The sequence below is a fragment of the Fervidobacterium pennivorans DSM 9078 genome (genome assembly GCF_000235405.2).
Classification (GTDB): Bacteria; Thermotogota; Thermotogae; order Thermotogales; family Fervidobacteriaceae; genus Fervidobacterium; species Fervidobacterium pennivorans.
The window spans coordinates 1,450,594-1,473,684 of sequence record NC_017095.1; the positions used below are offsets into that span (position 1 = coordinate 1,450,594).

Consider the following 23,091-nt stretch of genomic DNA (forward strand, 5'->3'; position numbering starts at 1 on the left):
GAGGACTCACAGATTGATTTCAACGTCGACACCTGCTGGAAGGTTTATCTTCATCAGAGCGTCAATCGTTTTTGAATTAGGTTCAATGATATCTATAAGTCTCTTGTGTATTTTCTTTTCAAATTGCTCACGTGAGTCTTTATGTTTCAATGGTGACCTGAGAACAACGTAAAGCGTTCTTTCCGTTGGTAGTGGAATTGGTCCGGAAACCTTTGCATTTGTTTGCTTAGCTACTTCCACTATCTTCTTAGCAGATTCATCTAGCAATCTATGGTCATATGCCCTGAGTCTGATTCTAATTTTCTGTCCTGGCATGTCTTACCCTCCTTCTTAGAAAAGGGGGGGAACCCCCCCGATTACCGTTTTGTCAAAGAGCCATTTACTCTATTTACATAATCAGGTCTTGAAAAATGAAATTATTCAATTATTTCAGAAACAACGCCTGCTCCAACCGTTCTTCCACCTTCACGAACTGCGAACCTCATACCTTTTTCGATAGCAACTGGGTAGATAAGCTCGATTGTCATTTCGACGTTATCACCAGGCATAACCATTTCTACACCAGCTGGAAGGTCAACAATTTCGCCTGTAACATCAGCTGTTCTGATGTAGAATTGTGGTTTGTAACCTTTTGTAAATGGCGTGTGGCGTCCACCTTCTTCTTTCTTCAAAACGTAGATGTTCGCTTTGAACTTCTTGTGTGGTGTAATAGAGCCTGGTTTTGCAAGAACTTGTCCTCTTTCTACTTCGTCTTTGTCAATACCTCTGAGCAGACACCCAACGTTGTCACCAGCGATTGCTTCATCGAGTTCTTTTCTGAACATTTCAACGCTTGTGATAACTGTCTTCTTAATTTCGTAGCTCATACCGATAATTTCGGCTTCAACACCTGGTTTAATTACACCACGTTCAATTCTTCCTGTGACAACCGTACCCCTACCTGTGATTGAGAAAACGTCTTCAACAGGCATAAGGAATGGTTTGTCAACTTCACGAACTGGTTCTGGGAAGTAGTTGTCCATTGCATCGAGAAGTTCCTTAATTGGTTTGAATGCTGGATCATTTGGATCGTTTGCTTCAACTGCTTTGAGAGCAGAACCTCTGATTACAGGAACTTCGTCACCAGGGAATTCGTATTTGCTGAGAAGGTCTCTGACTTCCATTTCAACGAGGTCAACAAGTTCTGGGTCGTCGACCATATCAACTTTGTTAATGAAAACTATCATTGCTGGAACGTTAACTTGCCTTGCAAGAAGGACGTGTTCTCTTGTTTGTGGCATTGGGCCGTCTGTTGCTGCAACAACGAGAATTGCACCATCCATCTGAGCTGCACCTGTAATCATGTTCTTGATGTAGTCAGCGTGGCCTGGGCAGTCGATGTGTGCGTAGTGTCTCTTCTCTGTTTGGTATTCAACGTGTGTTATGTTGATGGTAATACCTCTTGCTCTTTCTTCTGGTGCCTTGTCAATCATTTCGTATGGTGTGTACTCTGCCCATCCAAAGAATGAACAGTACTTTGTGATAGCTGCTGTAAGTGTTGTCTTTCCGTGGTCAATGTGTCCAATCGTACCGACGTTCATGTGAGGCTTGGTTCTTACAAATTTTTCCTTTGCCATACCTTTGACCCTCCTTTTTCACCTATGGTGGAGTATAGTTTTTTTGTTAATTGTTCGTAAATTAAACACCCTTCAGTATCTTTTCCGCAACTTTGTCAGGTACTTTGTCGTAGTGCGAAAGGACCATTACGTAGTTCGCCCTTCCTTGAGAAAGTGACCTGAGTGTTGTTGCGTAACCAAACATTTCACTTAATGGTACAAGTGCCCTTATAACTCTCAAGTGTCCTCTGTTCTCAAGTGCATCAATATGCGCTCTTCTGGAATTCAAATCTGCAATGATGTTACCCATGTATTCTTCTGGTGTCGTAACTTCAACTTTCATTATTGGTTCCAAAAGAACTGGTGCACCTTTTTCCATCGCTTCCTTAAATGCCATGCTTGCTGCTATCTTAAATGCCATTTCTGATGAGTCAACTTCGTGGTAAGAACCATCAACAAGCGTAGCTTTTACTCCAACTACTGGATAGCCTGCAAGAACACCAACTTGCATTGCTTCTCTAATGCCTTCTTCAATTGCCGGAATGTATTGTTTTGGTATCACACCACCAACTGTTCTGTCTTCAAATTCAAATGTCTTGTCAAGGCTTAGAGGTTCGAATTCAACAACAACGTGTCCGTATTGACCTCTACCACCGCTCTGTCTAATGTATTTACCTTCCGCTCTCACAGGTCTGGTTATCGTTTCCCTGTAAGCAACCTGTGGTTTACCAACCCTGACGTTTACGTTGAATTCTCTTTTGAGCCTATCCACAATGATTTCTAAGTGGAGTTCACCCATGCCTGCAAGAATTGTTTCTCCAGTCTCTTGGTCAACATATGCTCTAAGCGAAGGATCTTCTTCAAGGAGCGATTGCAATGCTTTTGAAAGCTTTGTTTCGTCGTCTTTAGTTTCCGGCTCGATAGCGATGGAGATGACCGGCTCAGGAAATTCCATCTTTTCAAGAATCACGTAAGTTCCTTCTTCACATACGGTATCGCCTGTAACTGTGCTCTTCATTCCGATGACACCAACGATGTCTCCAGCTCTGACATATTCAACGTCTTCTCTCTTATCTGCATGTAAGAATATCAACCTTGAAACGCGTTCTTTTACACCTTTAGTAGTGTTGATAACGTAACTTCCTTTTTCCAAACGTCCGCTGTAAACACGTAAGAATGTAAGTTTACCAACGTATGGATCCGTTTGTATCTTGAATGCATAAGCCACAAAAGGTGCATCTTCTCTTGGAAATACCTGAACCTCGTTACCGTTTTTGTCGTATCCTCTGACAGGTGGCAAATCAAGAGGGGATGGGAGATACCTGACAACACCATCCAAAAGTGGTTGAATGCCCACATTCATCTTGGCAGAACCACAGAACACTGGCGTTCCAAGGTTCCCTATCGTAATTCTTCTTAGAGCATCGTGAAGCTGCTCTTCTGTAGGCTCTTCTCCTTCAAGATAGAGCATCATTATTTCATCGTCTACTTCGGCTATTTTTTCGATCATATCTTCTCTAGCTTCTTCTGCCTTCTCGCGCCATTCTTCTGGTATCTCTTCGTAAACATATTCCGTACCTTCTGGATTCAGCCACCTGATGGCTTTCATTTGAATCAGGTCAATGATACCCTTGAAGTCGCTTTCAGCACCCATCGGAATCTGGACTGGAATAGGATGAGCGCCAAGCCTTTCAACCATAGTCTGGACAGCCATCTCAAAATCCGCACCGGTCTTATCCATTTTGTTCATGAACGCAATCCTTGGAACGTTGTACTTATCAGCTTGTCTCCAGACCGTTTCAGACTGTGGTTCAACACCGGCAGTCGCGTCAAAAACAGCTATAGCTCCATCCAAAACCCTTAGTGATCTTTCAACTTCGATTGTGAAGTCAACATGTCCTGGTGTATCGATTATGTTTATTCTGTGACCTTTCCAAAAACATGTTGTCGCTGCCGATGTTATGGTTATACCTCTTTCCTTTTCCTGTATCATCCAGTCCATTGTAGCTGTTCCATCATCAACACTTCCGATGGTGTGCTTTCTTCCAGTGAAAAAGAGAATACGCTCGGTTGTTGTTGTCTTACCGGCGTCAATGTGAGCCATTATTCCAATGTTTCTAAGCTTATCCAAGTCGACATATAAAGCCTTTATCTCTTCCATAGTTTCCTCCTCGAAGGCACTTTCTTTTTTTGTTTTAAATCACCATCTAAAGTGAGCAAATGCTCTGTTAGCTTCCGCCATTTTGTGAACGTCGTCTCTCTTTTTAATTGCAGCACCTGTATTGTTGTAAGCGTTCAAAAGTTCTTCCGCAAGCTTCTCTTTCATTGGTTTGCCCTTCTTCGACCTTGCAGCCTCAACTATCCATCTAATTGCAAGCGCTGTTCTTCTTGGTTCTTGAACTTCAACAGGAACTTGATACGTTGCACCACCAACTCTTCTTGGCCTAACTTCAACGACAGGCTTGACGTTTTCTACTGCTTGCTTGAAAACTTCTATGCCACTCTTTCCTGTTTTTTGCTCAAGAATTTCAATTGCGCCATACACTATTTTCTGAGCGATTGACTTCTTTCCATCCCACATAACTTTATTAATCATCTTAGTTACAAGTACTTCACCATAGACTGGGTCTGGTGGAACTACCCTAACCTCGGCTCTTCTTCGCCTCATTTAATTCCCTCCTTATTTCTTACCCTTAGCTGCCGCAGCTGCACCCATTTTTGGTCTCTTGGTACCATACTTACTTCTGCTCTGGCGCCTGTTCTCAACACCAGCTGCGTCGAGGGCTCCACGGATTATCTTGTACCTAACACCCGGTAAGTCCTTAACCCTTCCACCTCTTACAAGCACGATAGAGTGCTCTTGTAGATTGTGCCCTATACCAGGAATGTATGCAGTAACTTCTATACCGTTTGAGAGCCTAACCTTTGCAATCTTTCTTAAAGCGGAGTTTGGTTTCTTTGGGGTCATTGTGGAAACCCTAACACAAACTCCCCTTTTCTGTGGATGGCCTTGAAGCGCTGGTGACTTGGATTTCTCCTTAACCTTCTGTCTACCGTGTCTTACTAACTGATTAATCGTTGGCATCTTAACCCTCCCTTCAAAATCTACATTCGTGAGATATTATAACCATGCGTTTTCAAAAATACAATAAAGCCCGTGTGAATTTTTTGTTTCGAACACTAAGTCGGGCGTTTTTGATAAGAGTATAAAATATAATTCGAACCATAAAATAGAAAAAATCCAAAATAAAAGGCGCGACTGCGCCCGTCATTTTCTGAGCTTCATTTTGGAAAACTGGCTGGGGCGGTAGGACTCGAACCTACACAACTGGAGCCAAAGTCCAGGGTCCTGCCAATTAGACGACGCCCCAGCGCTTTTCTAAATGCTCATAAAAAACTGGTGGGTGCGGCAGGGATTGAACCTACGACCTCTTCCGCGTCAAGGAAGCGCTCTCCCACTGAGCTACGCACCCACACTTCGTCAAGCGATACACATTTTACTATGATACCCTAAATCTGTCAAGGGGATTTTTTGATAATCCGAAAATTAAATTAACATCGCAGCTTCTATCTCTTTTATGGCTCTTCTTATAACCGCCTTTGAATATTCAAGCTTCTCCTGTTCGTCTTTTTCTAACGTTAGATGCATAACCTTTTCGACGCCTTTTCTTCCTAAAACTGCTGGATATCCAATATACACATCCTCTATATATACTGAAGGTGTCCAGACTCGTCGCTCGTTTTTCCATATGCTATCTATTAGTTTTGCGGTAACGGCACCTATAGCAAGATTTGTTGCTCCCTTTTTCTCAATTATTTTATAAGCTGCCGTTTTCACCTCATTTGCTATTTTTTCGAAAGAGATGCATGGAATTGTATCACCTGCTTTTTTCTCACACTTTTCACAAAAGTCTGTGAGAGGCACTCCACCAACCATAGCGTTCGAAAGCGGAATAAATTCACTATCGCCATGCTCGCCAATAACATAAGCATGAATACTGGCCGGGGAAATGTCTAAATGCTTTGCCAACAAAGCTCTCAATCTTGCCGTATCAAGTGTTGTGCCAGTACCAAATACTTTGGAAGAGTGTAATCCAGAGAATTTCCAAATAAAGTAGGTTAAAACATCCACGGGGTTTGTTATGTTTATAACCAAGCTATCTTTTGAATACCTTACGATATTCTCTGATATTTCTTTAATTATCCTTACATTATCAGCAAGAAGCTCTAGCCTTGTTTCGCCTGGTCTCTGCGCCCTACCAGCGGTGATGATAATAAAATCACTATCTTTGGTATCCTCCGGCTTTCCAGCGTAGATGTTGCAATATTTGAAAACAGCTGATGCGTGAAGTAAATCTAAAGCCTCGCCTTCAGCCCTGTTTTTGTCAATATCGACAATTACCAGTTCATCTACAATACCGTAATGAAGTAAAGAAAACGCTACGCTAATTCCTACACGCCCGGCTCCATATATGCTAACTTTCATGCTTATCACCTCCAGCACCTGTGGGCAGAAAGTCATAGAATTTTACATAATTGTTCCTTACTATAATTATATCACACTACGTCACTTAGGACTATCTAATTTAAAGATTGGGCTGGAATCTATAAAAATACAAAATACAAAAAGGCGCACTCGAATGAGTGCACCTCACAACATTTACCTGATTTACCTGATATACCTGTGATAATCATTTACTCCCAATTAACAAGAAGAATCACAAAATCGCCAGGCATCAGGTTCACAGGAATGTTGTTGCCAAATGAGAATCCCATTTTCCTTTTCCCATGCCTTGTTACTACAGTTACACTTCTTACTTCTATGTTCCTACCAACTGTCTCGTTCACAAGAATCTCTATGTACTTTTCGTGTACGAAATCCAGGTTTCCAAGTACTATGACACCCTTGTCACCTTTCCAATAACTGTAATTGGCAGTTGTCCCATCTTGGTAATTTAAATAGACGTATCTGAACTCAGAATCCATGAATTCAGAAATCTCATCTCTTATCTTCAACACCCATTTTAGGAAATTGTACATATCCTCTTTAGCTTTGTCCCAGTGTAGGGCGTAATAATCAAAAAAGGCAAGTTTTCCATAAAATTGATCATCAGGTGGCAAGAGTGTTTTTCCGTAAATTGTGTTGTCGAGCCCAAGATTCATGGGCTGAATTTCCTCTATTTCCTGACCACTGTTGATGTAAGCTATTGAATTCGGTGACAAATACAGCAAAGCAGGTGCAAGATATTTAAGCTTGTTCCCATTTTCTCGTGCAACAATTCTCGGAGTGTCAGGCGTTTCGCATGAGGCTATGTAAGGGACCTCAAGATTAGGTATTATTTCTTCAATGAATCTGTAGAATTCCGAAGGTCTTGCGACTGCATACCAACTGTTTCCAAGAATACAATCGTAACCTTCAGCTTTTGCTTTCTTGTCATTTTTCATTTCCAGTTCTTCAGCAATAAATCCAAAAGCTGGGTCTATTTCTCTGGCCGCTGAGATTATCATATCCTGAAGCTGTGGGGGTAGCGCATGTCCCATGTCTATTCTCGCACCGTCTATGCCATATTTTTTCTGATAAGTTGGTATAATGTTCGCTATGTATTCCCAAAGTTTTTTGTTGGGCTTTCTCCCAGGGAATTTACTTGATTTTATAACATCAAATAATACGTATGGTGGCTGCTCTTTGCTTACATACTTTGCGCTCGCCTCTGGATGGTCAAGGTATAGCCTAAGAAATGTTACATCGTCCCAAGTCGGTTGTGGGTCGTTCACCCAATCTGAGAAGCCTGGAGGTGTTATAATTCCAAACTCTCTGGCTATATTTGAAAGTATATCCCCTTCCATCTTCTTAACCTTTTCCCATTTCTGCTTGTCAATTTTGTCGGGCGATAACGTGAATTTGGATAGGTGTGTTTTAACTTCATCCGCTGAATATATAACCTCTAAGTCTTCAAGGTCTGGTATTTTAAACGGAAGCTGTGGTATATGTGGTGGTTTGTAGCTTGCCGCTTCTTCTATTTTAATCCAGTAGAACCAATCAGGATGCGACTTTATTAAATCGCTGTCCCTTGCGGCAGTGCGTGGGATGAAATCCAGTACGACTCTAATTCCAAGCATATGCGCAGCCTGCACCAATGCTTTGAATTGTTCTTCTAACTTAACCCCTTCAAGGAGTGGATCCGCGTAACTTTCATCTAATTCTATTGGGTTCTTTACAGCGTATGGCGAACCAACTTCACCTTTTTTGAAAACATCGCTCATCTTGGAGATAGGAAGCATGTAAAGTACGTTTATTCCCATTTCTTTTAGATAGGGTAAAAATCCTATCATTTTAAGGAACGTTCCAGATTCTTTGTAACCAAAGATGTCTTCAGGTTCAAAGGCACCAAATCCCTTGTGATTATAAGCTGTTGTCGCTCTTGGCAACGCGCCGTACATCTTCGCCTTTCTGAGCCAAGTCGCATCCTTTTCCCCGTTCAGCATCGCAAGTGATTTTGAATAATCTAAACCTTTGTCGTTTTCTAATATCATATCGATAATTATCGAGTAATATTCATAAGGGTCAACAAAGTACCTTCCATCCTTAATGGAAAGCTTTCCAGGATAATTGGAAATAACCCACTGACGTGGTAAGGCATACAAGGTCTTCCCGGTGATTTTCCTTTTGAGATACTTACTTAGTTCCCTAAGTTCTTTCATTTTCATACCTCCTTTATCCGCAAGCAGTTTTTGTTTATATACACAGCTATTGACGATACCGAAGAGTTGTTGTATAATCTTTCGTGCTGGACGGAGGCGTGTCCGAACTGGCTAAGGAGCCGGTCTTGAAAATCGGTGGTGGTCAAACCACCGTGTGGGTTCGAGTCCCACCGCCTCCGCCATTTTTTATTGTCCATTACTCCCTTTGTTCATCACCTGTCTCCACATTAACTACCTGATTAGCTCTTTCCATAGCAAGTGCTCTCATCTTTTTGTTAAGAGCCTCAACTTCTATTTCAAAATACCATGCTGAGAGCATGAGCAAAAATCCACAAGCAAGCCAAAAATACGCGGTAACTTCCAAAGCTGCTCCAAGCGTTCCTAAAGCTACAGACAAAGAACCTCCAACAAACCTACCAATTCCAGTTCCTACCGAGTCAGTAAGGTTAAAGATTGAGAAGATACGTCCCCTGTCTTTTGGTTCATTTACATTTAGCAACATCATTTTTACGTTAGGTCCCGTGTATGAGTCCATAGCAGCTGCGACAAATCCTAAAATTCCGAACGTCAGAAATCCTAATGCTCCGTTAGACATCTCAGATGTATAAGGATATCTGAAGACACTTACAGTTAGGAAAACACCTAATATGGTTGTAATAGCAGATACAAATGGAACAAGTTTTTTTGAACGTTTGTATATTTTTTCTCCCGTAAAGCCACCTACAATGTTTCCAACTATACTTCCTAATGCAAAGAGCAAAAACATTGTTGTTGCTTGATTCAAATCCATAGATTTTTCTCGCCTAAAGAACTCTATCATGAAGTAAGGGATTGCGCCCCATGGTATTGTTCCAGCAATGCCTTGCAGAAACAAAAGCAAATTGGTCTTAACTCTCACCAGTTGCGCGTAATCTGAGAGCTTCGTCACATATGAATACTCCACACCAGCTTCAGAAAAACCTTCTTCACTTGCTCCCCGTCTTGGTTCCTCCAGTATGTTGATTATTAAAGGTATTAAAAGAAGGTTGGGGGCAGAGACAAGAATAAAAGGTATCCTCCAACCAAAAATATTAGCCGTGTAACCTGCCACGAGCATTCCCATTATGCTACCAACAGTTGCAGCAAGACCCAATACAGATACTACTCTACCTCTTTCTTTATGGCTAAAAAGGTCTCCAACAAGTGAATAAGATATAGGAAATGAGGCCCCGATTCCAATTCCAGTAAGCACTCTCCAAAAGAAAAATTCACCGTAAGAACTTGAAATAGCAGTCAGAAGACAGGGAACCTCTCCTACGAGTATGGAAGAAACCAAAAGCCACTTCCTGCTGTATTTGTCTGTAAGATAACCCCATATAAGACTAATCAAAGCACCGACTATACTGAAAACCCCACCGACAAGACCTATGTGAGAATCTGTTATATTGAATTCTTTTTCTATCATCCCAATCACGGGACTCATGACCATCTGATCAGCATTAAGTATTACAAGCAATAAAAAAAGAAAAAACACTACTTTTTTCCTGTCTTTCACAACCTCCTCCATAAACTTCCCCCCGTGTATTATTCGCTTACATCACTTTTTGAAGAGTCCAAAAGAAAACCACAAGAAATTCGATAGTATTATATCATAACCCAGCTTTTAGAATCAAAGGAACATTCAATTCCATAGAAGGATTTCAAAATCCTCAAATGCTTAGGATTCCCCTTTAAAAACAAGAGGCTCAGGTATCCTGAGCCTCTTTATCAAGAGTTATTTTTTAATTAGAAGAGAGGTTCAAAGCCTTGCTGACTCCAATAATTTCTCTTCGCTTCCTCGTAAGCTTCTTCTAAAGCTTTCTTGTGACTGTTTTCCCAAGTTCCAAGTAAGTTCAAAATCTTTTTCATTTCAGGATCCGGTACCTTCTCTGCACTCTCTTTGTAAAACTTTTCAAAGTCTTCTTCGATAAGGTAAGCCATTCTCAATATTGCAAGGTCGTTTGCCATCTGGTCTAACGAACCATTCACCATCTCCGATTTCTCTCTTCCTTCAAAGAAATCAGTTCGAACTATTGCTTGTTGTGCATCGTCAAGAGTCACTTCTACGTTGTTTTCTACTTTTTTCATCAAATTTTCAATAAACTTGACGTGGTCCTCCTCCATGTATGCAAGTCCTTCCAGAAGAGCTTTGATTTCTTTACTTGATACCTTCTTTGCTTTCTCCTTGTAAAATTCCCTTCCTTCAATTTCTCGCATCAATGCAAATCTTAAGATACCTATCACTTTCTCCATAAGCCACGCCCCCCTTGTGAAGAGTGAAAAGTTGAGTTTTACTTCTTACCTACTTCTATACCGAGTATGTCATACATTCTTTGAATGTATTCTCTTATTTCAAATTCAGAAAAGTTTCTTGCAAATCTTTTCAACTCATTTCCCTCATTGTCAACAAATATTATTGTTGGCACTGTGAAAACCATGTTCTGCCCTGCTATCTCGGGTTTTTCAATCACATCCACAACTTCTAGATCAAGATTGTAGTCCTCGGCTATTCTCTTCATTTTTGGTAAAAAAGCAACACATACACCACATTTATCGTTTTTGAAATACAATGCTCTTATTTCCATAACTTCTCAATTTCCCTCCTGTTTTCCTATTTTTCGTTTTCTTCTTCATCAAAGAAACCATTTTCCAGCATAAAATCGAATACCTTACGAGCTACTGGAGCTGCGGTTTGTCCTCCACTTCCCCCGTTTTCTACCAATACAGCAACAGAATACTTTGGATTCCTTGAAGGTGCAAAGCCCACAAACCATGCATGGGGAGGACCACTGTGCGTTTGAGCTGTACCTGTTTTACCCGCAACGGTGATTTTAAAACCTTCGAAACTTTTCGCAGCCGTTCCACCACTGGAAGCGGGTCCTTGTACAGTTGTCACTTGTTCCAGTCCGTCTATTAAGGTATCCCATACGGGTTCAGGAATGTCTAGCGCTACTTTCTTGGTTAAAATTTCCTCGTTCAAAACAAGTCTTGGTTTGACAAATATGCCTTTGTTAGCTATCGTGTTATAAAGGCTGAGAATTTGAATGGGTGTAAAATCAAGAAAGCCTTGTCCAATTCCGAAAAGAACAGTATCACCAGGATACCACTTTTCGCCGAATCTTTCTAATTTCCACTCTGGTGACGGTAGAGTTCCAGCAACTTCTCCTGGTAAATTAATACCCGTTTTCTGGTCAAGGTAAAATGCTTTTGCAACATTTACAAGCTTATCAATCCCAACTTCTAAAGCTGCGTTGTAAAAATATACATTACATGATACGCGTATTGCTTTTTTCAAGTCTACAACTCCATGTCCAGTAATAAACCAATCTTTGTAAGTTGCGGTGATCCTTCCTTTTGAATCTCTGTAGTGAAACACTCCGCTACAAGAAAGTGTAGATGGATGACCGTAGAGCATCTGAGCGATGGCTGTTATTGCCTTAAAAGCAGAACCTGGTGGATAAACGTTTGAAATGGCTCTGTTAAGCAATGGTTTCAGCGGGTCATTAACCAGTTTCTCCCATGTAAGTGTATCAACTTCGTTCAAATCCACATCCGGTGAAGGATACGAAACCATTGCAAGGATATCGCCTGTTCGGACATCACTTACTATGATAACGGAAGGTGTAGCAAGTTCTGTAAGTAAATCGTATGCATACTTCTGGAGCTTAAAATTGATTGTAGTCTGGAGGTCCAAACCATTTTCTCCAAGATTCTCTAAGATGTCTTGACTATATTTTCCACTCGGCGACCTGATACCGTATGACACTGACAATTTGCCCTTGAGCACCTCATTGTAAACATACTCAAGTCCTGCAATACCTTCGCCATCTTTGTTTACACTACCAACAATGTGATAAAGAAAACTATACGATTTGCGCTTTTCAATGGGAACTATTTGATAGCCCTTGCTTTGCAAAACAAACGCCTGTTCCCATGTAACTTCTACACTACCGCTGTTTTTCAAAACAGCAATTTGAGAGTCGTCGATGTATTTTCTCAGTTGCTTCTCATCTTCCGCTGTGTATTTCTTCAAAACGAGTGTTGGTATCCTTTCACTCCAAGCAAGTTTAACTCCATCTGAGGAATATATCGTCCCACGAAGTCCTCTGTTGTAAAAGCTTCGAGCAAGTAGGGAGTTCAAGAGTGCTACGTGTTTCGGTCGGTCTATTATCTGAACTTTTACAAGCCCAAAAATTACATAGAAAAACATGGCAAAAAATATGAAGAATGGTATGTATCTCCTCATCGAACTCTCAGCCACTGGCAATCACCCACATCAGTTAAGGTAACCTTTATCGATTCGTATTTTCAGAAACTTCTGCTTGCTTTATCTTATTTTGAGTTTCTTCAAATATCTTCTCAACAGTCGAAACTTCATCAAGACTTGGGTTGTCTAATTTCATTGCATACAACTTTTCAAGAATTTCGTTTATCAACGGACCTGACTTGAGGTTGAATTTCTCCATAACGTATTTTCCAGTGACCTTTTCGAGTTTTGTACTAAGAATAGCATCTATGTACCTAATAAGGTACTGCTGACCATCGTCGTCTAAGTATGCAGAAAGATGTATAAATATATACGGATTGCCCTTACCAAGAACTTTGTAAATATCTGAAAAAGCCAGTTTTGATTCAACCATTGATTTCAGTGGTAACATCATATTCTCAGTAAATTTCAAACTCTCTATGAACTTCTTAGGATATCCATAGCGATTTCTCATAAACTCTAAAGTTTCCTTGTCGTAAAACTCCAAAAGCACGGTTGATATCGCATAGAAATCGCTTATATTTTGATACCTTTGCTTAATTAAAGGCAGAAATCTGAAAATTCTCTCCAACTTTTCGTCCATCGTGGGTGTGTAATAAGTTTTTGGAAAGATATGTTTCAAAATGCCAAGTTCTGCTAAGCGCCTTACTGCAACCAAAGGTTGCTTTTCTTCCAATATTTTCTCTATCTCCTGTCTTATCCTTGCACCGGATACCCTTTCTAAGTAATTCGCTTCTAAGTTTCTTTTCAGAATCTCGAGTGTATGCTCTTCTATTTTGAAGTTGTACCTTGTTTCGAATCTAACCGCTCGAATCATCCGTGTTGGATCTTCGATAAAGCTAAGGTTGTGCAAAATTCTTATGATACCCTCTTCCAAATCTTTCTGACAATTGAAGAAGTCGTAAAGAACTCCAAACTCATTAGGATTTAATTTTATAGCCATCGCATTTATCGTGAAATCTCTCCTGTAAAGGTCTTTCTTTATCGTACTCACATCAACTTGTGGTAAATCTCCTGGTTTTTCATAGTATTCCGTTCGGGCTGTAGCTACGTCTATTTTAAACCCATCTTTAAAAACAAGCGTTGCCGTATAGAATTTTTCATACGGAACTACAATTGCATTGAGCTGTTTCGCAGCGTATTTTGCAAATTCTATTCCGTTCCCTTCTACCACTATGTCGATATCGTAGTTCGGAATATTCAAAAGCAAATCCCTGACAAATCCTCCAACCACGTAAACAGGCATTTTCATCTCATTTCCGTACACACCGATGAGTCTCAATAAATTAATAATTCTTCTATCGAGTCTTTCATAGATAATCTCGGTAATGTTTTTGAAATTAAAGCTGGGCTCTTGTTCTTGAGACATTTGCACGAGCTGTTTTTGACTTGCTCTTATGATATCGGACCTTGTAACTATTCCAACGAGTATATTGTTCTCATCAAGAATCGGAATTCTTCCAACATCGTGTTCAATCATGAGTTTTTTTAGAGTACTCACGGGTGTATCAGTCTTTGCTGTGATAAGTTTCGATGTCATCACCGATTTTACAGGTCTTTTACCTAAACCATGGTTAATCGCCTTTTCAATTGTCTTTTTAGTTACGATTCCAACAAGTCGGTCTCCCTCAACAATAGGTATACCATTGTGACCGGTTACTTCCATTATTTTGTTTACCTGTTCTATAGTCTCGAAGGCCAAAGCTGTTCTAACAGGAGAAGACATTATATCTTTTGCCTTGAGACCCGAGGAAATATACTTTGGAAGCAAACTCAATACTTTGTGTATAACCTCTTCAACGGCCACCATTGAAAGGGTAGCGGAAGCTGCTTGCCTGTGCCCACCGCCTCCAAACTCACTTACCAACCCCCTTATATCCACGTCTGGCGATTTCGTTCGTCCTACAATAAAGACTTTCTTACCCATTCTCACCACAACGATGAGTGTTTCTGGTTCTTGTGCATACCAATATTTCGCAACCACTGCCGAAAGTCCACCAATGAATTTCTCTGTTTCCGCATAAGCAATTGTGATTACATGATTGTCAATTATATGGGTATGAGTGTTTTGAAGAAGATTTTGGAGTAGTAACTTCTGGTCAATTGTCAGGTCGAATTTTACGTATTCGGCTACTATCTCTACTTCCAACCCATGTTCGAATAAATACCTTATTGCGTCAATATCATCTAAAGTAGTGCTTGAAAATAGCAAGTTACCAGTGTCTTCGTAAATACCAATTCCAAGTAACGTTGCCTCCATTTTATTTGGTTTGATTCCAAGTTCTTTCATCATTTTTGTTACTATACTTGCAGCTGCACCTGTTTGCCTGATAATTTTAGTAAAACTATAAGTAGTGTTACCAACTGAGATTTCCGAATGTTCATCATTTCTAATATCAGGGTGATGGTCAACTATTGTTATCTTAGCATCAGGCTTCAGTTTTCTTTTAATCTCATCGCCAATTCTCTCTAGACCTGGAGTATCGACAATAATTAACTCTTCTATCCCCTCTTCAACTTTCGCAATTTCTTCGCTTGTTAAGTAAGGGAACACGTCCTCGTATAATCGGAGGTATTCTTTGAGGTTTTGCATTGGGACCCCTGAAATGATAATTTCAAAATCAGGATGGAGTTTTTTCATTCCTACGCAACAAGCAAAACCATCGAAATCAGGATTATTGTGGGTGGTTATAACCTTCAACCAATCACTTCCTTTTTCCTGAGATTATTGACTGAGCCTGTAATAATCTCGATTTCTCCAGAATTGTCAACGCGTGCTATTGCATAAAATACCTCATAGTATCTTTGAAATATGTTCCCTGATTTCCTCTCGACAACTGGCTTCCAAGAACCACAGTTGACATAGAATTTCACGTCATTTTTTATCTTAATCAGTTCAAAACCCGGCTTATGGTTATGTCCCATAACGATTCCTTGTATATCATTAAAGTCTTGAATTCCAGTTGTGTCAGCTTTATCCACATACCCATTCATATTGTTGAAAAACCATTCCGGATTAATAAATATCTTAATTGCTGCTTTTTTTAGATAATCGGTTTTCTTTAAGTTTCTGGTCTTCATAACAGCACGTACTAATAGTTCGCCCAGCTTTATGCCACCAATTTTGTTCAAAAACAGTATCGATAACTTACTCAAGAATGGGTAACTCTTTTTCATCCAATATTTTGCCTCTTCTTCACGCATCATTGTTATAAAATTGTCTATCCACAATTTAAGCAAATCAACACCCGTATTATATATTTTCGAGATTTGTTCAAGCCACTGGAAGACATCAAGAATTGGTCTAACATTATCGTAATCACTCACCACTTCATCAGGTAAGTACTCTTTTAAGACATCGTCAAAATTTATCATCATATACCTTGATATAAAATCCCCAAGCGGTGGAATTATCTCCCCGTCTACCTCCAAAAACCTGTTGATAGCATCGAATTGGTTACCGTGAACGGCCAGGATGTGTGTTTGTTCGTCGTAGTAATACGGAACGATTTCCAAATTTTCTATTCGTTCTTTCAAATTTTCTTGCAAATTTTTGTTTTTCAAAATATAGTAGTCATGGTTACCAATTACGTATTTAATCTTCCCCTTGAATTTTGATAGCGCTTCGAATACCTTTGGATGGACATGCTCTATGAGTTTTATAAGTTCCCCATCGAGTGAATGAACAATCTCCCAGAACGGTCTTAAACCTGCATGACGAACCATTTCGGATTCGAGTATTTCGAATCCGTCGCCTACAATTACAAGCTCTGGGTTTTCCAAATCGTTCCACTCGTTTATGAAACTGCTGAAAAGCATATCGTGGCTGAAATCGTCTTTACTGCTCCCATCACCAATGTGTAGGTCACTTATGAATATTATATTTCTCAACGCTCAGCTTCAACCCCTTTTACACTTAAAAACTCCCCACGCGTGTCTTCAAAACTCGAACACCCTTTCGGGATGAACATACAAAATCTTTGTACCAGGAATCTGTATTTTCTTGATGACCTTTTCAATGCTCCTTATATACCTTGAAGATATGTGGTACAGAATAAGTGTTTGAACGTTTGCATCCTTAACAAGTTCTATAACTTCGTCCAAAGAGGCATGGTTGTTAAATTTTCTGTCCTCTTTTTTCAAAAATGTGCATTCATGAAAGAGAATCTCCGTATCTGCTACATCTTCCTTTTTTAGTAAAATGGTGTCACCAGATATGGTGAGAATTTTCTTTTCATAAGTTTCCGTTACACTCTCGCTTCCGTATGATTTTACAAGCCTTGTTATTTCTTCTTTCGGAAGGTTTCTGTATTCTTCCTTCAATCTCCTGCGGACTTCGATTAGGTGATATCCAAAAGCTGTTTCACTGTAGGTATGAACGACACTGAATGGTTTTATGTAACGATTAGTTGTTGTCGAATTTCTCAAAAACACCTTTTCTCCATCTTTCAATGGGACAAAATCAAGTTTGAACCGTAGCTCGCTATTTGCTTTCCTAAGGAAGTCCGCATATAATTCAATTCCCTTGTTACCAGAAGGATAATAAACGGTCAGAGGTTTTTCTCTATCTCCCATTGCGTTGTTTCTGGTATTGATTATTGACCATAAGCCTGCTATATGGTCGACGTGTCCATGCGTTAAAAACACGTGTCTAACCGCATAAATTTTGTTTGTTAGCATCGTTGCGACGCCTTCACCAGCATCGAAAAGAATGCGCTCAGGTGAATAATAAATCCACGTGGAATAGAGTGCCTTGGAAAAAGCTATTATATTCATATTTCGACTCTTCAACTCCTTTTTGCATGAGCTTTCTTAATCTTCGCTCTTTACTACCTCCACCTTTATCTTTCCAGAAACACCGCCTGGTAGTTTAACGACTACGTCATAAAGCCCCACGCTTTTTATATTAGATTCAAGAGATATCCATCTTTTATCAAATTCCTTTCCTAACACCTTTTCTATCTCTTCTGCGATGTTTGAATTGGTCAGTGAGCCAAATAATTTGCCACCTTCTCCAGCTTTTACTTTGATTTTGAAAACATGCTTTTGAAGTTCGGAAAGCAGTTCTTCACTTGCCTTTCTTTGTTCTTCTTGTCTTTTTCTCTCCTCTTCTTTTTGCCTTTCCAACTCCTTAATAACCTCTGGTGTAGCTTCTTTAGCTAAACCTTTTGGGATAAGGAAGTTCCTTGCATATCCATCAGAGACATTGACAATTTGTCCCTTCTTGCCAAGTTTGGGAACATCCTGCATTAGAACAATTTTCATACACGATTTACCTCCTTTTTTCTAGTCTTGTCACTTACCTTGCTTAACCCCTCTTGTTCACTATCAAATACCTATCTTTCCCTGCGAGGTCTTTCAACACCTCACCACCTGTTAGTGCTTTCAACTTCTCGCCTTGGTCTTCACCTATCTCCATTATAACAATTTTACCTGAGGTTTCGTAACGTTTGAAGAATTCTTTGTAAAACTCCAATCCATCTTCACCACCGAAAAGTGCTTCTTGTGGCTCAAATTCAAGTTCTTTTTGAAGTTGCGTACCTTTTCTCACATATGGTGGATTGGAAACTATAATATCTATACTATCCCAATCATCCTTGAAAGGTTCTGCGTATTCCCCTAATCTAAAATCGCATTTTATTGAGTATCGCATTGCATTCTTCCTTGCCAACGCTATAGCCTTTTCGTTTACATCTGTTCCAAAAACCTCCACTCCTAGTGCGGAAAGCTCTTTGTCATTAGTGCATTCTAAGGCTATCGTTATCGCAATAACTCCACTCCCAACTCCGATATCCAAAACTTTTCTCAGCTTGTACTTTCTTATGTATTCCAAACTCAACTCAACAAGCCCTTCCGTTTCCCACCTGGGAATGAGAACGCCTTCTTCTATGTAGAAAGTCCTACCGTAGAACTCGACTTCTCCTATGATATATTGGAGTGGGTATCCTGTGAGTCGCTTTTCAAACAGTGTTATTACAGACTCAAGGAACTCCTCTGGACATTCGTCATAGAAATGTGCAATTACGTATTCTTTTTTCTTTCCTAGCACTTTTGCAATCAAAAGAAGAGCCTCCCGCTCGGGAAGCCCTTTGTCTTTGTAAGCCTGCACGATTTGAGAAAATTTCATAGGGACTTCTCAACACTTGAAATTCTGAATTTGAATACAGGTCTACGGCGTGCTTTACTAAATCCCGAGTTGTTTTCGTATGATAGGGTCTATCCTATCTGGTGTCCATGGTGGGTCAAATGTTAACTCGACTTCAACATTGTTCACGCCTTCGATTGTTCTTATTTTCATCTCTGCATCGCTCATAATCCCACCAGCAAGTGGACACATAGGGGTTGTCATCGTCATAAGCACTTTGACGTTGTTTTGGTCATCGACCTGGATATCGTAAACAAGACCAAGTGTTACTACGTCAAGTCCTATTTCCCAATCAATGACCTCTTTAAGCTTGTTCCACACCGCTGTTTTCAATTCTTCTTTTGTCATGCGTTTTCCTCTCCTTTCACAAGTTCCTCTATCTTTCCAGCTATCTCATATGCCACGTTGTTGATATATTCTTCGTCCGGTCCCTGGACAAAGACTCTGACAAGTGGTTCTGTCCCAGAAGGTCTGACAATTATATCGGTATCCTCTCGCTTGTATTTTTCAATAAGTTCTTTCACATCCTTGTGTTCCACGACGAGTTTGTTTTTGCATTTGATATTAAGCATTACTTGTGGATAATCTGGAACCTCATCAGCTAATTCCGAAAGCTCCTTACCACTTAAAACCATAGTTCTTATCGTCTCCAACGCAGTTATTAACCCGTCACCTGTCGTAGACTTATCCAAGAAGATTATGTGCCCGCTTCTTTCACCACCAAGATTTGCTCCATGCTCAAGCATTTGTTCAAGGACGTATCTGTCCCCAACCTTAGCTCTCAGAAGCTTAACGCCGTGTTTTCTAAGGAAGACCTCGAGTCCCATATTGGAAAGTACAGTTCCTACAACGATGTCGTTTTTCAATCGACCTTCGTTTTTCATTTGAACTGCGCACATTCCCATTATCTTATCCCCATGGACTTCCTGTTTTCTCTCATCTAACAAGATACACCTGTCAGCATCCCCATCGTGGAGTATCGCAAGATTGTGATTGGTCATCCGTTTCATGGCTTGTTCCGGGTTTGTAGAACCGCAATCTACGTTTATATTATAACCATCCGGATTATTATTAATCACTTCTACTTTTGCTCCGAGTTGTTTTAAAACATAAGGTGTTGTTTCATACGCTGCTCCATTTCCGGCATCAACCAATATCTTCAAACCTGACAAATCTAAATTTGGGAATTGTTGAATAACGTAGTTTGCATATTCCTCAAAAGCAAGCTTGTAGTCAACTACGCAACCTATCTCACTGTAAGAAACATAATGAAGCTCTTTCATCCGTTTTTCCAAATTGTCCTCTACCTCATCTGGCAACTTAAAACCTTTCGAGATAACCTTTAATCCATTGAATTCAGGAGGATTGTGTGAAGCAGAAATCATTACCCCTACGGCATCCTCGAGTTTGGTTATAATCGCCAGTGCAGGAGTTGGAAGCACACCACACCGGTAAACTGTTGCACCTGCAGCCGTCGCACCAGCTATAATAGCTGCTTCCAACATATCCCCACTTGCCCTTGTATCTTTGGCTATAAATATCCTGTTGCTAACGTATTTTCCAAGCGCATTCCCCAACCTGAACGCTATTTCCGGAGTAAGCTCCTCGTTAACAACTCCCCTTATTCCATCTGTCCCAAACAGTTTCATAAGAAGTCCTCCTACGTAAAAGTATGGTATAAATATTTTAGTCAAAAAATAGGCAGGGCAGGACGACTTAGTGTCCCTTGGCTTTCAAGCCATTACGGGAGTCTGTCGCCTGCCTTTAACCATGATAAGTTGGTTGGGTTTTTAACCCTCGTCACACTGGAGGTTTGGTTCAGCAGGCCCCTGCCCTCGCCTTTTAACCTATTCAATCGAAAGGAGGTTTTAGTATGTCTCAAAACTTCTCCATCTTTGTCGGTATTGACATCTCCAAGCATAAGTTCAACGCCTGTGCTATCCAAAATCCTAATTCTATCATCTTCGAATCTGCTTTCGATATGTCCAAACAAGGGTTTTCCTCCTTTGTTCAAAAGCTCTCCGTTTTCCCTAAGTCTTCTGTCCTTATCGCTATGGAGTCTACTGGCTGTTACCATCTTAACCTTCTTTCTTTCCTCTCTCTCAATGATTTCTCTTGTGTCGTTCTTAATCCTTTGCTTGTTAACAAATCTCTTCCCGTTGGGCTTAGGAAAACTAAAACTGACAAAATCGATGCTCGCTCTATTGCTCTTACCATCTTCTATACCCATCACATTCTTCCTACTTCTTCTTTCCTCAACTCAGATTTTCGGGATATTGCAAGGAAAAAGGAAAGCATCACTCATCAAATCTCAAGAGTCAAAAACGACATCGAAAAGCTTCTTTCTCTCCTCTTCCCTGAACTTGAAAAAGTGACCAACATCTACAATGATGCTATCTTGGATTTGCTTTCTTCTTTCCCTTCTGCTAAAGCTATCCAAAAAGCCTCCATTGATTCTCTACGTGTTTTCTTTTCAAAAACAATCGGTAGAAAGTTAAAACTTACCCCAGAAACTCTTAAAGAGCTTGCTAACAACTCCATCGCTCAGTATTGGCCAGTGAAAGAGAAGATTCTTATTCAAACTATCAAGGAACTTCGATTTTTACAACAGCAACTTAATGAGTTTGATGAGATGCTCAAAGAATATTGCAAATGTGCTTCGCTTAATCAAGATGTTGAAATACTCACGTCCATTGACGGAATTGGTGAAAATAGCGCACTGTATTTTCTTGCCGAAGTTGGCGATATTTCAAGATTTAGCACTTACAAAAAACTAATTGCCTATTGTGGGCTTGACCCAAGCGTAGATGAATCAGGCAAACACAAAGGAGAAAGCCGTATATCCAAAAGGGGCAATGCACACCTGAGACGAATAATTTGGCTGATGAGTGTGAATGTAGTGAGACACAACGAATATTTTAAAGCATATTTTCAAAGAAAACGAGCGCAAGGGTTAGTATACAAAAAAGCGATGATGAGTGTAGCGCACAAATTGCTAAGGACGATATTTGCTATGATGAAAAAGCGCGAGAAATTCAACATCGATCATACATTTTCGTCTTCTACTCAAAATTTAATTTTACATAGTTGACTCCCTTGAACATATTTTCATTTGTTGTATCACCTACTTCCAGTCTCGCGAGGAACTAGTGATTTTATCCATTCTACAAACGCAGGATAATTTCTTGTTTGAACATATATTCTCCCAGGTCCTGTAAAATCGCAGACAAGACCTTCACCACCAAAAAGTGTAGACTTTATCCCGCCAAAAGTTCTAACACTGTAGTTAACACTCCCATCAAAGGCTACGACGTGTCCCGTATCAATTGTTATCTTTTCCCCAACTTGCAATTCTAGTATCTTGATAGCCCCAAAGGAAGAAATGGCAGCATCACCGTATCCTTGAAGCTTAAGCAAGAATATTCCTTCACCTGCAAAGAAGGATTTAAAACCTCCGAATGAAACATCTAAATCCACCTGAGCATCACAAGCCAAAAATGATGTTGACTGAACAAATAATGTACCATTCACATGAACGGTCTCTATATCACCAGGCAATTCTGGAGCTATACCAATTTCTCCGTCACCGGATGAATAATACGTGTTCATGAAAAAGCTTTCCCCACCAAGAACAGCTCGTTTCAAAGCTTTCCAAACACCACCTGTCGACGTTTCAACATTAACAGGACCCTTCATATAAACCATCGCACCAGGTTCTACCTTTACTCGTTCACCCGGTCCAAGATATACTTTCAAGAGTGCATAACTACCTCTAAATTCTATCTCGCCTCTCATACATCTTCCCCCACTTTCAATATATAAACGCCGTCTTCACCATCAACCTCTTTCAACCTGACTTTGACAATTTCCAATTCTTTTGAACTTGGAATGTTCTTACCTACGTAATCTGGTCGTATTGGAAATTCCCTATGTCCTCTATCGATAAGTACAGCAAGCTGAATGGATTTTGGTCTACCACGCGAGATAATAGCATCCATTGCCGCCCTAACCGTTCTACCTGTAAAAAGGACATCATCAACAAGAACTACCTTTTTGCCTTGCAAACTGAAATTTATGATACTCTTATCTTCTTCTTTTGAAGTTCTCTTTTCATCATCTCTAAACGGTGCGACATCTAATGCTCCAACAGGTAATTCCACACCTTCTATCATCGATATATTTTTAGCTATCCTCTTAGCAAGATACCATCCGCGTGTGATGATACCTATAATGACCAAATCTTCGGCACCTTTGTTCTTTTCCAAAATCTCGTGTGATATACGCATCAACGACCTTCTTATATCATCTTCACCGAGTATTTTCACCATGCTTTCTCACTTCCCGTATCTGCATATTTATCTTAT

General features: G+C 40.1%; 21 protein-coding genes and 3 tRNA genes. 2 read left to right on the forward strand and 22 right to left on the reverse strand.

Annotated features, from left to right (window positions below):
• Positions 1 to 6 precede the first annotated feature (6 nt).
• From rpsJ to FERPE_RS06990, 9 genes are all read right to left on the reverse strand, one after another.
• Positions 7 to 315, reverse strand: a complete 309-nt coding sequence (gene rpsJ / locus FERPE_RS06950) for a 30S ribosomal protein S10 (RefSeq protein WP_014451929.1) — start codon at positions 313 to 315, stop codon at positions 7 to 9.
• Positions 316 to 416: 101 nt separating this feature from the next.
• Positions 417 to 1,616 carry an elongation factor Tu gene (gene tuf, locus FERPE_RS06955; RefSeq protein ID WP_014451930.1) on the reverse strand — a complete coding sequence of 400 codons (1,200 nt, stop codon included), beginning with the start codon at positions 1,614 to 1,616 and terminating at the stop codon, positions 417 to 419.
• A 61-nt stretch (positions 1,617 to 1,677) separates the two neighbouring features.
• On the reverse strand, positions 1,678 to 3,756 hold the full coding sequence (fusA, locus tag FERPE_RS06960; RefSeq protein ID WP_014451931.1) for an elongation factor G: 2,079 nt from the start codon (positions 3,754 to 3,756) through the stop codon (positions 1,678 to 1,680).
• Between the two features lie 39 nt (positions 3,757 to 3,795).
• Positions 3,796 to 4,263 (reverse strand): 30S ribosomal protein S7, encoded by a 468-nt coding sequence (gene rpsG, locus FERPE_RS06965; protein ID WP_014451932.1) that lies wholly within the window; start codon positions 4,261 to 4,263, stop codon positions 3,796 to 3,798.
• A gap of 12 nt (positions 4,264 to 4,275) precedes the next feature.
• Positions 4,276 to 4,680: a 30S ribosomal protein S12 gene (gene rpsL / locus FERPE_RS06970; protein ID WP_014451933.1), complete on the reverse strand. Its 405-nt coding sequence runs from the start codon at positions 4,678 to 4,680 to the stop codon at positions 4,276 to 4,278.
• A 211-nt stretch (positions 4,681 to 4,891) separates the two neighbouring features.
• A tRNA-Gln gene (locus FERPE_RS06975) sits at positions 4,892 to 4,966 on the reverse strand.
• Between the two features lie 27 nt (positions 4,967 to 4,993).
• A tRNA-Val gene (locus FERPE_RS06980) sits at positions 4,994 to 5,068 on the reverse strand.
• Between the two features lie 74 nt (positions 5,069 to 5,142).
• Entirely contained in the window at positions 5,143 to 6,081 is a 939-nt protein-coding gene (locus FERPE_RS06985) for an L-lactate dehydrogenase (protein ID WP_014451934.1), read from the reverse strand.
• Between the two features lie 209 nt (positions 6,082 to 6,290).
• The gene (locus tag FERPE_RS06990) at positions 6,291 to 8,297 is read right to left on the reverse strand and encodes an alpha-amylase family glycosyl hydrolase (protein ID WP_014451935.1); all 2,007 of its coding nucleotides are present in this window, start codon (positions 8,295 to 8,297) and stop codon (positions 6,291 to 6,293) included.
• A 92-nt stretch (positions 8,298 to 8,389) separates the two neighbouring features.
• Between FERPE_RS06990 and FERPE_RS06995 the strand changes: the two genes are divergently transcribed.
• Positions 8,390 to 8,479, forward strand: a tRNA-Ser gene (locus FERPE_RS06995).
• Positions 8,480 to 8,493: 14 nt separating this feature from the next.
• Here FERPE_RS06995 and FERPE_RS07000 read toward each other — a convergent pair.
• The 11 genes from FERPE_RS07000 to glmM all read right to left on the reverse strand — a co-directional run bounded on the left by FERPE_RS07000 (position 8,494) and on the right by glmM (position 20,376).
• Positions 8,494 to 9,843: an MFS transporter gene (locus tag FERPE_RS07000; protein ID WP_014451936.1), complete on the reverse strand. Its 1,350-nt coding sequence runs from the start codon at positions 9,841 to 9,843 to the stop codon at positions 8,494 to 8,496.
• Positions 9,844 to 10,061: 218 nt separating this feature from the next.
• Positions 10,062 to 10,568, reverse strand: a complete 507-nt coding sequence (locus tag FERPE_RS07005) for a ferritin-like domain-containing protein (RefSeq protein ID WP_014451937.1) — start codon at positions 10,566 to 10,568, stop codon at positions 10,062 to 10,064.
• Between the two features lie 38 nt (positions 10,569 to 10,606).
• Positions 10,607 to 10,900, reverse strand: coding sequence for a thioredoxin family protein (locus tag FERPE_RS07010; RefSeq protein ID WP_014451938.1), 294 nt, complete (start codon positions 10,898 to 10,900; stop codon positions 10,607 to 10,609).
• A gap of 26 nt (positions 10,901 to 10,926) precedes the next feature.
• Positions 10,927 to 12,576 carry a penicillin-binding transpeptidase domain-containing protein gene (locus FERPE_RS07015; RefSeq protein ID WP_155804127.1) on the reverse strand — a complete coding sequence of 550 codons (1,650 nt, stop codon included), beginning with the start codon at positions 12,574 to 12,576 and terminating at the stop codon, positions 10,927 to 10,929.
• A 31-nt stretch (positions 12,577 to 12,607) separates the two neighbouring features.
• The gene (locus FERPE_RS07020) at positions 12,608 to 15,283 is read right to left on the reverse strand and encodes a CBS domain-containing protein (RefSeq protein ID WP_014451940.1); all 2,676 of its coding nucleotides are present in this window, start codon (positions 15,281 to 15,283) and stop codon (positions 12,608 to 12,610) included.
• Positions 15,280 to 16,473 carry a metallophosphoesterase gene (locus FERPE_RS07025; protein WP_014451941.1) on the reverse strand — a complete coding sequence of 398 codons (1,194 nt, stop codon included), beginning with the start codon at positions 16,471 to 16,473 and terminating at the stop codon, positions 15,280 to 15,282. Before FERPE_RS07025 ends, FERPE_RS07020 begins: the two co-directional genes overlap by 4 nt.
• 48 nt (positions 16,474 to 16,521) lie before the next feature.
• A complete protein-coding gene (locus tag FERPE_RS07030) occupies positions 16,522 to 17,358 on the reverse strand; it encodes an MBL fold metallo-hydrolase (RefSeq protein ID WP_014451942.1) in 837 nt (278 codons plus the stop codon).
• A 36-nt stretch (positions 17,359 to 17,394) separates the two neighbouring features.
• Complete coding sequence (rplI, locus tag FERPE_RS07035) at positions 17,395 to 17,847, reverse strand: 50S ribosomal protein L9 (RefSeq protein ID WP_014451943.1); 453 nt, start codon at positions 17,845 to 17,847, stop codon at positions 17,395 to 17,397.
• Between the two features lie 43 nt (positions 17,848 to 17,890).
• Positions 17,891 to 18,709: a peptide chain release factor N(5)-glutamine methyltransferase gene (prmC, locus tag FERPE_RS07040; protein WP_014451944.1), complete on the reverse strand. Its 819-nt coding sequence runs from the start codon at positions 18,707 to 18,709 to the stop codon at positions 17,891 to 17,893.
• 57 nt (positions 18,710 to 18,766) lie between these two features.
• Positions 18,767 to 19,075 carry a metal-sulfur cluster assembly factor gene (locus FERPE_RS07045; protein ID WP_014451945.1) on the reverse strand — a complete coding sequence of 103 codons (309 nt, stop codon included), beginning with the start codon at positions 19,073 to 19,075 and terminating at the stop codon, positions 18,767 to 18,769.
• Positions 19,072 to 20,376, reverse strand: coding sequence for a phosphoglucosamine mutase (gene glmM / locus FERPE_RS07050; protein WP_014451946.1), 1,305 nt, complete (start codon positions 20,374 to 20,376; stop codon positions 19,072 to 19,074). The genes FERPE_RS07045 and glmM overlap by 4 nt, the downstream gene beginning before the upstream one ends.
• A gap of 224 nt (positions 20,377 to 20,600) precedes the next feature.
• Between glmM and FERPE_RS07055 the strand changes: the two genes are divergently transcribed.
• Complete coding sequence (locus FERPE_RS07055; RefSeq protein ID WP_014450884.1) at positions 20,601 to 21,818, forward strand: IS110 family RNA-guided transposase; 1,218 nt, start codon at positions 20,601 to 20,603, stop codon at positions 21,816 to 21,818.
• A 29-nt stretch (positions 21,819 to 21,847) separates the two neighbouring features.
• Here FERPE_RS07055 and FERPE_RS07060 read toward each other — a convergent pair whose 3' ends face one another.
• Together FERPE_RS07060 and pyrR are read right to left on the reverse strand one after the other, a co-directional pair.
• The gene (locus FERPE_RS07060; protein WP_014451947.1) at positions 21,848 to 22,522 is read right to left on the reverse strand and encodes a TIGR00266 family protein; all 675 of its coding nucleotides are present in this window, start codon (positions 22,520 to 22,522) and stop codon (positions 21,848 to 21,850) included.
• The gene (gene pyrR / locus FERPE_RS07065; protein ID WP_014451948.1) at positions 22,519 to 23,055 is read right to left on the reverse strand and encodes a bifunctional pyr operon transcriptional regulator/uracil phosphoribosyltransferase PyrR; all 537 of its coding nucleotides are present in this window, start codon (positions 23,053 to 23,055) and stop codon (positions 22,519 to 22,521) included. Before pyrR ends, FERPE_RS07060 begins: the two co-directional genes overlap by 4 nt.
• Positions 23,056 to 23,091 lie beyond the last annotated feature (36 nt).

Bases quoted from the DNA above. Each gene is read 5' to 3' on its own strand.
- rpsJ (WP_014451929.1), bottom strand. From the start codon at position 315: ATGCCAGGACAGAAAATTAGAATCAGACTCAGGGCATATGACCATAGA.
- tuf (WP_014451930.1), bottom strand. From the start codon at position 1,616: ATGGCAAAGGAAAAATTTGTAAGAACCAAGCCTCACATGAACGTCGGT.
- fusA (WP_014451931.1), bottom strand. From the start codon at position 3,756: ATGGAAGAGATAAAGGCTTTATATGTCGACTTGGATAAGCTTAGAAAC.
- rpsG (WP_014451932.1), bottom strand. From the start codon at position 4,263: ATGAGGCGAAGAAGAGCCGAGGTTAGGGTAGTTCCACCAGACCCAGTC.
- rpsL (WP_014451933.1), bottom strand. From the start codon at position 4,680: ATGCCAACGATTAATCAGTTAGTAAGACACGGTAGACAGAAGGTTAAG.
- FERPE_RS06985 (WP_014451934.1), bottom strand. From the start codon at position 6,081: ATGAAAGTTAGCATATATGGAGCCGGGCGTGTAGGAATTAGCGTAGCG.
- FERPE_RS06990 (WP_014451935.1), bottom strand. From the start codon at position 8,297: ATGAAAGAACTTAGGGAACTAAGTAAGTATCTCAAAAGGAAAATCACC.
- FERPE_RS07000 (WP_014451936.1), bottom strand. From the start codon at position 9,843: ATGGAGGAGGTTGTGAAAGACAGGAAAAAAGTAGTGTTTTTTCTTTTT.
- FERPE_RS07005 (WP_014451937.1), bottom strand. From the start codon at position 10,568: ATGGAGAAAGTGATAGGTATCTTAAGATTTGCATTGATGCGAGAAATT.
- FERPE_RS07010 (WP_014451938.1), bottom strand. From the start codon at position 10,900: ATGGAAATAAGAGCATTGTATTTCAAAAACGATAAATGTGGTGTATGT.
- FERPE_RS07030 (WP_014451942.1), bottom strand. From the start codon at position 17,358: ATGAATATAATAGCTTTTTCCAAGGCACTCTATTCCACGTGGATTTAT.
- rplI (WP_014451943.1), bottom strand. From the start codon at position 17,847: ATGAAAATTGTTCTAATGCAGGATGTTCCCAAACTTGGCAAGAAGGGA.
- prmC (WP_014451944.1), bottom strand. From the start codon at position 18,709: ATGAAATTTTCTCAAATCGTGCAGGCTTACAAAGACAAAGGGCTTCCC.
- FERPE_RS07045 (WP_014451945.1), bottom strand. From the start codon at position 19,075: ATGACAAAAGAAGAATTGAAAACAGCGGTGTGGAACAAGCTTAAAGAG.
- glmM (WP_014451946.1), bottom strand. From the start codon at position 20,376: ATGAAACTGTTTGGGACAGATGGAATAAGGGGAGTTGTTAACGAGGAG.
- FERPE_RS07055 (WP_014450884.1), top strand. From the start codon at position 20,601: ATGTCTCAAAACTTCTCCATCTTTGTCGGTATTGACATCTCCAAGCAT.
- FERPE_RS07060 (WP_014451947.1), bottom strand. From the start codon at position 22,522: ATGAGAGGCGAGATAGAATTTAGAGGTAGTTATGCACTCTTGAAAGTA.
- pyrR (WP_014451948.1), bottom strand. From the start codon at position 23,055: ATGGTGAAAATACTCGGTGAAGATGATATAAGAAGGTCGTTGATGCGT.